This is a genomic window from Amycolatopsis sp. NPDC028719, assembly GCF_055565395.1.
Genome location: NZ_JBVHUL010000006.1, coordinates 425,616 through 437,600 on the forward strand (window position 1 = coordinate 425,616; position 11,985 = coordinate 437,600).

At 71.2% G+C, this 11,985-nt stretch carries 10 protein-coding genes; 6 read left to right on the forward strand and 4 right to left on the reverse strand.

What is annotated here, in order from left to right:
* Positions 1–18: 18 nt before the first annotated feature.
* Positions 19–1,188 carry an ROK family protein gene (locus ACZ4TR_RS29955; RefSeq protein WP_465290491.1) on the reverse strand — a complete coding sequence of 390 codons (1,170 nt, stop codon included), beginning with the start codon at positions 1,186–1,188 and terminating at the stop codon, positions 19–21.
* A 207-nt stretch (positions 1,189–1,395) separates the two neighbouring features.
* Here ACZ4TR_RS29955 and ACZ4TR_RS29960 point away from each other — a divergent pair, with 207 nt between their 5' ends.
* The 3 genes from ACZ4TR_RS29960 to ACZ4TR_RS29970 are packed head-to-tail and all read left to right on the forward strand — an operon-like array spanning position 1,396 to position 6,517.
* On the forward strand, positions 1,396–2,766 hold the full coding sequence (locus ACZ4TR_RS29960) for an APC family permease (RefSeq protein WP_465290721.1): 1,371 nt from the start codon (positions 1,396–1,398) through the stop codon (positions 2,764–2,766).
* Positions 2,763–5,630: a glycoside hydrolase family 2 protein gene (locus ACZ4TR_RS29965; protein ID WP_465290493.1), complete on the forward strand. Its 2,868-nt coding sequence runs from the start codon at positions 2,763–2,765 to the stop codon at positions 5,628–5,630. The genes ACZ4TR_RS29960 and ACZ4TR_RS29965 overlap by 4 nt, the downstream gene beginning before the upstream one ends.
* A complete protein-coding gene (locus ACZ4TR_RS29970) occupies positions 5,627–6,517 on the forward strand; it encodes an ROK family protein (RefSeq protein WP_465290495.1) in 891 nt (296 codons plus the stop codon). The genes ACZ4TR_RS29965 and ACZ4TR_RS29970 overlap by 4 nt, the downstream gene beginning before the upstream one ends.
* Before the next feature lie 47 nt (positions 6,518–6,564).
* On the opposite strand, the gene ACZ4TR_RS29975 is transcribed toward ACZ4TR_RS29970, so the two are convergent.
* The gene (locus tag ACZ4TR_RS29975; protein WP_465290497.1) at positions 6,565–7,779 is read right to left on the reverse strand and encodes an MFS transporter; all 1,215 of its coding nucleotides are present in this window, start codon (positions 7,777–7,779) and stop codon (positions 6,565–6,567) included.
* A 77-nt stretch (positions 7,780–7,856) separates the two neighbouring features.
* A complete protein-coding gene (locus tag ACZ4TR_RS29980; RefSeq protein WP_465290499.1) occupies positions 7,857–8,852 on the reverse strand; it encodes a LacI family DNA-binding transcriptional regulator in 996 nt (331 codons plus the stop codon).
* Positions 8,853–8,965: 113 nt separating this feature from the next.
* Between ACZ4TR_RS29980 and ACZ4TR_RS29985 the strand changes: the two genes are divergently transcribed.
* The 3 genes from ACZ4TR_RS29985 to ACZ4TR_RS29995 are packed head-to-tail and all read left to right on the forward strand — an operon-like array spanning position 8,966 to position 11,336.
* Positions 8,966–9,505, forward strand: a complete 540-nt coding sequence (locus tag ACZ4TR_RS29985; protein ID WP_465290501.1) for an NADPH-dependent FMN reductase — start codon at positions 8,966–8,968, stop codon at positions 9,503–9,505.
* A gap of 11 nt (positions 9,506–9,516) precedes the next feature.
* Positions 9,517–10,494 (forward strand): ATP-binding cassette domain-containing protein, encoded by a 978-nt coding sequence (locus ACZ4TR_RS29990; RefSeq protein ID WP_465290503.1) that lies wholly within the window; start codon positions 9,517–9,519, stop codon positions 10,492–10,494.
* Positions 10,491–11,336, forward strand: a complete 846-nt coding sequence (locus tag ACZ4TR_RS29995) for an ABC transporter permease (protein ID WP_465290505.1) — start codon at positions 10,491–10,493, stop codon at positions 11,334–11,336. Before ACZ4TR_RS29990 ends, ACZ4TR_RS29995 begins: the two co-directional genes overlap by 4 nt.
* On the opposite strand, the gene ACZ4TR_RS30000 is transcribed toward ACZ4TR_RS29995, so the two are convergent.
* Entirely contained in the window at positions 11,321–11,980 is a 660-nt protein-coding gene (locus ACZ4TR_RS30000; protein WP_465290507.1) for an 8-oxoguanine DNA glycosylase OGG fold protein, read from the reverse strand. The two genes, ACZ4TR_RS29995 and ACZ4TR_RS30000, sit on opposite strands and share 16 nt — an antisense overlap.
* Positions 11,981–11,985 lie beyond the last annotated feature (5 nt).

Genomic DNA, 11,985 nt, shown 5'->3' on the forward strand with positions numbered 1-11,985 from the left:
GGTGATCGATCGGTCTGCCTACGCTCCACCGGCCGCGCGGCGCGCCCCCCGCCGGTCGAACACCAGCTCCCGGGCCGTCTCCAGCGCCGTCGCGATGGCTCCCGCCAGCACCGCGTCCTCACCCAGCTGTCCCGCCACGATCTCCGGCACCACCGGCAGCGTCGCGGCCAGCGCCGTCCGCATCGGCGACGCGAGCAAGTCCGCGTTGCCCCCGATCCCGCCACCCAGCACGATCAACCGCGGATCGAGCACCGCGGTCACGGCCGCGACCACGTAAGCCAGCTTCTCCGCTTCCTCCGCGACCACCTGAAGCGCGCGAGAGTCGCCGGCCCGGGCCAGCCGGAACACGTCCTTCGCCGACCGCGCGGTCAATCCCAGCGAACGGGCCGCCGAGACCACCGCCTGCCCCGCCGCCGCCGTCTCCACCGGCCCCGGCCGCCGCGCACCCGCCCCCGCCGGCCGCGGGCCGAACGGCAGGTCCGCGATCTCGCCCGCCGCGCCGTGCGCTCCCCGGAACAGGCGGCCTTCCACCAGCAGCCCCATGCCGATCCCGGTACCGACGGTCAGGCACACCAGCACGTCCACGCCCAGCGCCGCCCCGAGCGCGTGCTCGCCCACCGCGCACAGGTTCGCGTCGTTCTCCACCACGACGTCGGACCCGGCGCCGGCCAGCGCCGTGACGAGCTCGTGCAGCACTCCGCGCCGCTCCCACCCCGGCAGGTTCGGTGCGCGGTGGACCGTCCCCGTCGCCGGGTCGGGGACGCCCGGCGTGCCGACCACCGTCGAGACGACGTCGTGCGGGGTCAGGCCGGCCGACGCCACCGCGCGTTCGACGGATTCGCTTACGGTACGCACCAAAGCGCTCGCGGAGCGGCACCGGTTCGGCTCGTCGAGCCGCGCGACGATGCTGCCTTCCAGATCGGCCACGGCGATCCGGATCGCCCGCCGCCCGATGTCGACGCCGACGACGTGCCCCGCGTCCGGCGCCGCGCGGTAGACGACCGCCGCGCGTCCCGGGCCGGCCAGGCTGCGGCCGGTGGTCCGGACCAGTCCGTGCTGCTCGAGATCGAGGAGCGCCTGTCCCACCGTGGGTTTCGACAGTCCCGTCGCGGCCGCGATCTGCGGCCGGGTCGCTTCGCCCTGCCCGCGCAGCCGCTCCAGCACCAGACGCTGGTTCAGGGCGCGCATGCTCGCCGGGGTTCCCACCTGCGGCCCGATTCGCCCCACGACGTCCCCATCTCCGCTCCGCGTTGCCGCAAGTTTATCCACGGATCTCTTCCGGCCCCGGGTGTTCTATGTTAAGAAACTTTACTAACTACTAGACGGAGGCACGTCGTGAGTTCACCCACCCGCTCAGGGGAGCCGCAGCCCGCCCTTGAGCGCAAGATCGGCCCGATGCAGGCCACCGCGATCAACATGACCCAGATGTGCGGTATCGGCCCGTTCGTCACGATTCCCGCCATGGTCGCCACCATGGGCGGCCCGCAGGCGATGTTCGGCTGGATCATCGGGGCGATCGTCGCGCTGGCCGACGGGCTCATCTGGGCCGAACTCGGCGCCGCGATGCCGGGTGCCGGCGGCACCTACCTGTACCTGCGCGAAGCGTTCCAGTACCGCACCGGACGGCTGATGCCGTTCCTGTTCGTCTGGAGCGCGGTGCTGTTCATCCCGCTGATCATGTCGACCGGCATCATCGGCCTGGTCCAGTACCTCGGCTACCTGATCCCCGGCGTCACCGACGACGCGGGCACGACGCCGCTGGGCAAGATCATCGGTGTCGGCATCACGCTCGTCATCGTGGCCGCGCTGTTCCGCAAGATCGGCCAGATCGGCAAGCTCACGACCGTGCTGTTCGTGGTCATGCTGATCGCGGTGCTCACCACGATCGTCGCGGCCTTCTCGCACTTCAGCGGCGCGCAGGCGTTCGCCTTCACCCCGGGCGCGTTCAGCTCGGCCGGTGAAGGCACGTTCTGGGGCGGCCTCGGCGCCGGCCTGATCATCGCGATCTACGACTACCTCGGCTACAACACGACGGCCTACCTCGGCGGCGAAGTCCGCACGCCGGGACGGACGATCCCGCGGTCGATCCTCTTCTCGATCGTCGGCATCATGAGCCTCTACTTCCTGCTGCAGGTCGGCGTGCTCGGCTCGGTTCCCCTGGAGGAACTGAAGACCGCCACGTCGGTCGCCTCGACCGTGCTGGAACAGGCGTGGGGTACCGCCACGGCGAAGGTCGTCACCGTCTTCATCGTCGTCGCGGCCATCGGCTCGGTGTTCGCCGGCCTGCTCGGCGGCTCGCGTGTGCCGTTCGAAGCCGCGCGCGACAAGGTGTTCCTCTCGATGTTCGGCAAGCTGCACCCGAAGCTGAACCTGCCGACCGCCGGCGTCCTCACCATGGGCGCGATCACCATCATCGGCTCGCTGTTCACGCTGACCGACGTCATCAACGCGGCCGTCGCCACGCTCGTCATCATCCAGTCGCTGGCCCAGGTCGCGGCGATCGTGACGCTGCGCCGCCGTCAGCCGGACCTCAAGCGGCCCTACCGGCAGTGGCTGTACCCGGTGCCGACGATCGTCGCGCTGGTCGGCTGGGTCTACCTCTACGTCTCCGCCACCTGGCTGTCGATCGGGTTGTCGCTGGGCTGGATCGCCGTCGGCGCCCTCGCGTACCTGGTCTATGCCAAGGCCGAGAACACGTGGCCGTTCGGGCCGAAGGAGATCAAGGAGGCCTTCGCCTCCACCGAGACCGAAGGGGCTCAGGCATGACGAAGAAGCTCGCGGCGCTGGCCGCGCTGCTCCTGGTGCCGGGGGTGCTCAGCGTCGCGACGCCGGCTTCGGCGCAGGACGTCCACACCGAAGCGGCGAAACCGCACGGCCTGAGCACCATCGGCCTGCAGGGCTGGCAGGTCCTCACCACCGCGAACGTCAAGGACGGCGGCGAGAAGGTGTCGACGCCCGGCTACGGCACCGGCGGCTGGCTGCCGGTCAAGCCGGACGACGCGGGCGCCCCGGGCACCGAGATCAACGCCCTGGTGCAGAACGGGCAGTGCCCGGACGTCTTCTACTCCGACAACATGCGCAAGTGCTTCGGCTACGTCGACAAGCTCGGCCCCGTCGTCACGAAGCCGTTCGCCGACCCGTGGTGGTACCGCACCGACTTCACCCCGGCGATCCGCCCAGGCCAGCACGCGAAGCTGACCATCCCGGGCATCGTCGGCGAGGGCGACGTCTGGGTGAACGGCAAGCTCGTCGCCACGAAGGACGTCGTGAGCGGCGCGTTCGCCGGGCACACGTTCGACGTCTCGAAGCTCGTCAAGCCGGGCAAGAACACCCTGGCGATCAAGGTCTACCCCAACGACCCGCTGAAGATGTACACGCTCGACCAGGTCGACTGGGGCCAGATCCCGCCGGACAACAACACCGGCATCCAGTTCCCGCCGACCCTGCAGGTGTCCGACGCGCTGACCGGCGACAACGCGCACGTCGTGCAGGACAACGCCCCCGACCTCTCCAGTTCGAAGCTGACAGTGAAGGTCGACGTCACCAACAACGCGGGCGCCGCGCAGACCGGCGACGTCGCGGCGACGGTGAACCCGCCTTCGGGTGCGCCGATCGTCGTCCACCAGCGCGTGACGATCCCGGCGAACACCAAGCGGACGGTGGCCTTCGCGCCGGTGAAGATCGACAAGCCACAGGTCTGGTGGCCGTACTCGATGGGCGACCAGCCGCTGTACACACTGACCACCGCGGTCTCGCAGGACGGCGTGCTGTCGACGTCGTCCAAGAGCACCTTCGGCATCCGCACGGTGACTTCGCGCCTGGTCGGGAAGTCCGCGCCGCTGCCCGAGGGTGCGCGGCAGTTCACGATCAACGGCAAGGACTTCGTGTTCCGCGGCGGCGGCTTCGCGCCGGACCTCTTCCTGCGCTACGACCAGGCCGACACCGCGCACCAGATCGCGCTGATCAAGAACATGGGCCTCTCCGGCGTCCGCCTCGAGGGCCACGACATGCCGCAGGACTTCTACGACCAGGCCGACCGCGCCGGGCTGCTCGTCATCGGCGGGTTCCTGTGCTGTGACGCCTGGCAGCCCGAGGACGCCTCGACGCTGACCGAGCGCGATTACCGGATCATGCACGATTCGGCGTACACGATCGCCCGGATGGAGCGGAACCACCCGAGCGTCTTCAACTACGGCTGGAGCGACAACGAGCCGGTGCCACGTCAGGAGTCCGAGACGCTGAAAGCGTTCAAGGAAGCCGACTTCCAGGTACCGGTGATCGCCTCGGCGGAGTACAAGAGCACGCCGGCGCTGGGGCAGTCGGGGGAGAAGGAAGGCCCGTACGACTGGGTCCCGCCGTCCTACTGGTACGACACCTCCCACTTCGACGCGGACGACTCCTCGCGGACCAACGCCGGCGGGTCGTGGGGCTTCGCGAGCGAGCAGAGCGCCGGGCACACCGTGCCGACGCTGGACTCGATCAAGCGGTTCCTGTCGCCCGCCGAGCAGGCGAAGCTGTGGCAGGACCCGGAATACAACCAGTACCACGCGAACTTCGAGCCCGGCCACGGCGGCTACAAGTTCGGCACGCTCTACACGCTGGACCAGTCGATCACGCAGCGGTACGGGAAGTGGAACTCGCTGAAGTCCTATGTGGACCTCGCGAACATCGCGAACTACGAGAACACCCGCTCGCAGTTCGAGGCGTTCCTGCACCACTCGACGGACAAGGACAACCCGGCGACCGGTGTCGTCTACTGGCAGCTGAACAAGGGGTGGCCGACGCTGCTGTGGTCGCTCTACAACGACGACGGCGACCAGGCGGGCGCGTTCTTCGGCGCCAAGAAGGCGAACAAGCCGCTGCACGCGATCTACGGCTACGACAACGGTTCGGTGACCCTGGACAACCTCGGCGCGGGCACGCAGTCCGGCCTTTCGGTGCAGGCCCGTGTGCTCGACACCGCGGGCAAGGTCCTCGACGACCGGACGGCGTCCGGGCTCTCGCTGGGTTCGCAGGGTGTTCGCACCGGGGTGCTGAAGCCGAAGGTGCCCGCCGAGACGAAGGCCCCGGCGCCCGCGCAGGTCTACTTCGTCGAGCTGCAGGTGAAGCAGGGCGGGAAGGTCGTCGACCGGAACGTCTACTGGCTCTCGACGCAGAAGGACGTCGTCGACTGGGGCAAGACGCTGGGCAACCCGCAGGCGACGCTGTCCCAGTACAGCAACCTCCGGGCCCTGCAGAACCTGCCGAAGTCGCAGGTCAGCGCGGTCGCTTCAACGCGCTCGAACGGCGGCGACCTCGTCTCTACGGTGACCGTGACCAACACGGCGAAGACGCCGGGGGCGGCGTTCTTCCTGCGGGCCGACGTCCGCCGCGGCACGCCGGACGGGCGTGAGGGACCGGGCGACAACCAGCTCGCGAACGCGACCTGGGACGACAACGACATCACGCTGTGGCCGGGCCAGTCGCAGACGCTGACCGTTACCTACAAGGCGTCCGACCTGCGGGGCGCGGTGCCGGTGATCAGCGTCGACGGCTTCAACACCGGCCGGATCGTGGTGCGGGCGGCCGGCGGGCACGGCCACCACGGGGACGCGGCCGTGGCGCCGCAGATCGAGGGGTTCAGGGAGTGACGGGCGAACGGATTCTCGGCATCGACTTCGGCGGCACGAAGGTGGCGCTGGGGCTCGCCGACCGCGACGGGAACCTGCTGGCCACGCGCCGGCTGGACACCGACGCGCAGGCGGGGGCCGAGCAGGTCGTGGTGCGGGCGCTGGCCGGCGCGCGAGCGCTCCTGACCGAGGCGGGCGCGGAGCCGACCGCCATCGGCGTCGTCAGCCCGGGAATCGTGCTGCCGGACCGGATCCTGCTCGCGCCGAACGTCCCGGGCTGGGAGGAGCTGCACCTGGCCGAGCGGGTGGCGGCCGAGTTCCCGGCCGTGCCGATCTCGGTGGGGACGGACGCGAAGGCGGCGGCGCTGGCGGAGTGGCGGTGGGGCGCGCTGGCCGGGGCCGACCCGGCGGTGTTCCTGTCCCTGGGCACCGGCATCGCGGCGGCGGTGCTGGTCGGCGGCCGGTTGCTGACCGGCGCCAACGGAGCTGCGGGCGAGATCGGGTACAACCTGCTCTCGCCGCAGGACACCGAGGGTTTCGCGAGCGGAGCGGCGCCGCTCGAGGAAGCCGTCGGTGGGCGCGGGCTGGGCGGCCGGGCGAGTGATCTGCTCGGCCGCCCGGTCACCGCGGGTGAGCTGTTCGCCCTGGCCAAGGAGAACGTCGAGGCCAAGGAACTGGTGACGGCGGCGCTCGACGAGCTGTCGATGCACGTGGCGAACCTGGCGATCGCGCTGGACCCGCAGCGCATCGCGGTCGGCGGCGGGCTGGTCCGCTCGGCGGACGTGCTGCTGCCGGCGCTGGCGGATCGGCTGGCGCACGCGGTGCCGTTCCCGCCGGAGCTGGTATCGGCCCGCTTCGACCAGGACGCTGCGTTGCTCGGCGCGGTGGCGCTGGCCCTGGGCGGGTAGGCCTCCGGGTGGCGCGCCGGTGCCCCGACCCGGTGCGCCACCCGGTATCAAGCCCGGGCGGCCTCGGCCGTCGCGAGTTCGGTGCGGCGGAAGGCTTCCGGGGACAGCTGGATCCACACCAGCACCGCGCTGAACGCCTGGATCGCCGCGACCACCACCCAGACGCCCCGCAGGCTCCAGTGCGCCGCGACCAGGCCGCCGGTCAGCGCGCCGAGCGGGGTCAGGCCCCAAGCCAGCGCGCGGTGGCTGGTCAGCACCCGGCCGAGCAGCGGCGCCGGCGTGAAGCGCTGGCGGCTGGACTGCGAGCAGACGTTCCAGACCAGCACCGTCGAGGTCAGGAAGACCAGCACCACGCCGATCAGCGGCGGCCACGGCGGCAGCACGGCCAGCAGCAGCGGCGCCACCGCGCCGAGGCTCTGCGCCCACCGCATCGACCACGAGTACCCGAGCCGGTCGACGACCTTCTGCACCACGAACGACGACGCCACCCAGCCGACCGCGAGGCAGGCGAGCAGCAGGCCGTAACCGACCGAGCCCACGTGCAGGATCTGCGTCGCGTACAGCACGAGCATCGAGTTACTGGCACTGGCGGCGAACGAGCCCAGCGCGACGTTGATCGTGATCGACCGCAGCAGCGGCGTCCGGACCAGGTGCGTGAGCCCGGCCGACAGGTCCCGCAGCGGATGGGTCCGCGCGGCCACCACCGACGCCGACGGGATGCGCCGGGTCAGGAACAGGGCGAGCAACGCGCAGGCGGCGGCCAGCCAGGCGGGAGCCCCGGCGCTGACCACGACGAGGAAGCCGGTCAGCGGCGGGACGACGAACTGCACGACACCCCGGTCGATGACGGTGAGGCGCGCGTTGGCGTGGGCGAGCCGGTCGGGCTCGACGAGCTCGGGCACGAGCGCCCCGCTGGCGCCGTCCCCGAGGACCTGCGCGGACGTGACGACGAAGGCGACGACGAGCAGTACGGGCAGGCTGAGCAGCCCGGCGGAGGCGACGGCGGCGAGCACGACCGCGGCTCCGACCTGGACGGCATACGCCCAGGCGAGCACGGCGGTCCGCCGCACGCGATCGATGAGCACGCCGGCGAAGAGGGAGAGCAGCAGCCACGGCGCCTGCCCGGCGATGTTGATCAGCGAGATCTCACGCGGATCGGTGGTGAGCGAGACGGCGAGCAGCGGAAGCGCGGCGAGCATCAGCCCTTCGGCGGAGGAACCGGACACCGCGACGGCCTGCAGCCGCGCCCACCTGTCGATCACGCGCGAAGCCCCATGATCGGCAGTGTGCCGAAAAGTCGTGAGCAAGCCAAACTATTTTCCGGCGACGTCGGTCACGCTCAGCGACGCACCCGGGTCGACTCGCGGACGACCAGTTCCGGCGTGAACACCACGGCTTGGTGCTCCACTGTGGTGTCCGCCGTCTCCGCGAGCAGCAGCTCCGCCGCCGTGCGGCCGAGGCGCTGGGCCGGCTGGCGGACCGAGGTCAGCGGCACCGCCGCCGCGCCGGCGAACTCGATGTCGTCGTAGCCCACGATCGCCATCTCCTCGGGGATGCGCACGCCCGCGCCGACCATCGCCTGCAGCACGCCCAGTGCCAGCAGGTCGTTCGCGCAGAACACCGCCGTCGGGCGGGGGCTCATGCCCAGCAGGCGGGCGCCCGCGTCCCGGCCGGACGAGACGTCGAGGCCGATCGCCTCCAGCACCGTCAGCTCCGCCGCCGACCCCGCCAGCGCTGTGCGGACGCCCTGCTCGCGGTCGCGGCACTGGGCGAGGATGGCGGGACCGTTGACGAACGCGATGTTGTGGTGCCCGGTTTCCAGCAGGTGGCGGGCCGCGAGGGCGCCGCCCGCGATGTCGTCCACCGCGACCGAGCTCGCCTCCGACGTCGGCGCCTTCCGGTCGACGAACACGTACGGCGTGCCGCTGCGGCGGAACGCGCGTAGGGCCTCGCCGGACGTCGCGACCGGGCTCAGCAGCACGCCGCGCACCCGTTGCTCGGCGAACATGGCCAGGTAGGACGCCTCGAGGTCGGACCGCTGGCCGCTGTTGCAGGTGATGATGTTGAGGCCTTCGGCATGCGCGGCCTGCTCGGCGCCGCGGGCGACGTCCACGAAGAACGGGTTGCCGAGGTCGAGCACGAGCAGCCCCATGATCCGGCTGCGGCCGGCGCGCAGCTGCCGCGCCGATTCGTCGCGGACGTAGCCGAGCTCTTCGATCACCGACAGCACCCGGTTCCGGGTGGCCACCGCGACCACGTGCGGCCGGTTGACCACATTGGACACCGTGCCGATCGAGACGCCGGCCCGCTTGGCGACGTCCTTGATGCCGACCAAAGCACCCCCTCGCAGAGAAAGCGCGAGCCTACCACGCGGATGAAACGTTTCAGCCAGATTCGATCTGGCAGCGCGTCTCGCGCCTTCCGGGTAGCGGGCGAGAGGAGGCCGGAATGGACGGTGGGCCGCTGCGGGTGGTGGTGCTGATCGGCAGCACCCGCGAAGGCAGGGCCGGCGCGCGCGTCGGCGGCTGGTTCACGGCGACGGCGGCCCGGCGGGCGGGGCTCGACCTCGACCCGGTCGACCTCGCCGAGGCGGACCTCCCGGCGGCGTACCCGGCGGAGCCGACGCCGGGGCTGACCCGGTTCCGGGAGCGCATCGCCCGGGCGGAGGCGTACGTCGTCGTGACACCCGAGTACAACCACAGCTTTCCCGGGCCGCTCAAGCAGGCGATCGACTTCGCCTACGACGAGTGGCACGCGAAACCGGTCGGCTTCGTCTCCTACGGCTACCGCGCCCGCGGCCGCCACGCCGTCGAACAGCTGCGGGAGGTCTTCCTGGAGCTGCACACCGTGACGATGCGCGACGCGGTTTCCCTGGACCTGCTCGCGCCGTCGTTCGACGACGAACGCGTGCCGGCCCTGCTCGACGAACTCACCTGGTGGGGGCTCGCGCTGCGCGACGCCCGCCGGACCCGCCCCTACTGCGCGTGAAAGGACCGCAGATGACCTCACCCGCGATCGAAACCTCCGGGCTCGTCAAGGTTTTCGGCGACACCCGGGCCGTCGACGGTGTCGACCTCGTGGTGCCCGCCGGCACCGTCTACGGCGTCCTCGGACCCAACGGCGCCGGCAAGACCACGACCGTCCGGATGCTCGCCACCCTGCTCCGCCCGGACGGCGGCGAGGCCCGCGTGTTCGGCCGTGACGTCGTCCGCGACGCCGACGCCGTCCGCGGCCGGGTCAGCCTCACCGGGCAGTACGCGTCGGTGGACGAAGACCTGACCGGTGCCGAGAACCTGGTGCTGCTGGGCCGCCTGCTCGGCCACACCCGGCAGGCGGCGCGCGACCGCGCCGCGCAGCTGCTGGCGGCCTTCGGCCTCACCGAAGCCGCCGGCAAACCGGTCAAGCAGTACTCCGGCGGCATGCGGCGGCGGCTCGACATCACCGCGAGCATCCTCAACACGCCCGACCTGCTGTTCCTCGACGAGCCCACGACCGGGCTGGATCCACGCAGCCGCAACCAGGTCTGGGACATCGTGCGCGCGATCGTCGCGCAGGGAACGACCGTGCTGCTGACCACGCAGTACCTCGACGAGGCCGACCAGCTGGCGTCGCGGATCGCGGTGATCGACCACGGCCGCGTGATCGCCGAAGGCACCCAGGGGGAGCTGAAGGCGTCGGTCGGCGCGGGCGCGATCCACCTGCGGCTGCGCGACGCCGCGCAGCGCGAGGCCGCCGAGAGCGTGCTGTCCCGGGTGGTCGACGCCGCCGTCCAGCGCGAGCCCGATCCGGTGGCGCTCACGGCGAGGCTCACCGCCGCGGCCGGCGACGTGGCGGCCGCGGAGCAGTCCGCCCGCGCGCTGGCCGAGCTGGCGGCCGCCGGGATCACCGTCGACACGTTCTCACTCGGCCAGCCCAGCCTCGACGAGGTCTTCCTGGCCCTGACCGACCACACCGCGAGCGGAGAGGAAGCAGCGTGAGCGCCACCGCGGTCAAGGAAACCGAACTCGCCGCACCGAAGCCCGAAGACCTGGCGGCGGTGCTCGTCGCGACCCACCGGCCTCCCCGCCCGGGCGCGCTCTCGACGTCGTTCACGTTCGGCTGGCGGGCGGTGCTGAAGATCAAGCACGTGCCCGAGCAGCTGTTCGACGTGACGGCGTTCCCGATCATGATGACGCTGATGTTCACGTACCTCTTCGGCGGCGCACTGGCCGGTTCGCCGGGGGAGTACCTGCAGTTCTTCCTGCCCGGCATCCTCGCGAGCAGCGTCGTGATGATCACGATGTACACGGGGATCGCGGTCAACACCGACATCGAGAAGGGCGTGTTCGACCGCTTCCGCACCCTCCCGATCTGGCGCCCGTCGGCGATGGTGGGCTACCTGCTGGGGGACGTGCTGCGCTACCTGATCGCGTCGGTGGTGATCATGCTGGTCGGCCTGGTGCTGGGCTTCCGCCCGGGCGGCGGGTTCCTCGGCGTCGCGGCGGGGGTGGCGCTGCTGCTGGTGTTCTCGTTCGCGTTCTCGTGGGTGTGGACGATGTTCGGGCTGCTGCTGCGCAGCGAGAAATCGGTGATGGGGGTCAGCATGATGGTGATCTTCCCGCTGACGTTCCTGTCGAACATCTACGTGAGCCCGGAGACGATGCCGGGGTGGCTGCAGGTGTTCGTGGACCTCAACCCGATCTCGCACCTGGTGACGGGAGTGCGCTCGACGATGGCGGGCGCGTGGGACGTGCCGGCGGTACTGATCACGCTGGGCGCTTCGGTGGTGCTGGTGGCGGTGTTCGGGACGTTGACGATGCGGCTCTACAACCGCAAGTGACCGTGGTCGAAGAGCGTGAACTCGAGTTCGTCGGCAGCGAGGCCGGCGGTCCGGGCCCAGCGGGCGAGCAGGGTGCAGTACCGCTCGTAGGTCACCGCCGGCCAGGGCCCGGTGCGGTGCAGCGAGTCCCACCCGCAGTGGTCGCGCAACGCGGTCGCGACCACGCGGTCGAGGATGAGGCACGGGTGGTCCGGCGCGCCGCCGCCGGCGAAGTACAGGAACTTCGTGAAGAACGACGGGCCGAAGGACCGGAACCTGTTCAGCCGCCCGGGGCGCAGGAGTTCGAAGGCGCGCGCCGGGTCGACTCGCGAGACCACCGCGGCCTCGGTCAACAGCGCCCGGGCGGCGGGGACGTCGGCCGCGATGCTGTCCAGCCGCCGCGCGTTCTGGCGCAGGTGCGAGCCGGCACCCCAGGCCAGCGTGCGCCACAGCAAAGTGAACACGTCACCGGCCGGCGCCCACACTTCGGCGCGCGTCGAGGTCGGCCCGGTCGGCCGGTCACCGGGCAGGCTCCGCCGGTCGAGTTGCGTGTGCCACCACTCGGCCTGGATGGGGATGCGATGCTCCTCGACCGCCTGCCGGCGGGACACCGTGGGAACCGCCCACTCCGGGAGCGCCAAGGGGGCCAGGTCGGTCATCGTCATGGCAA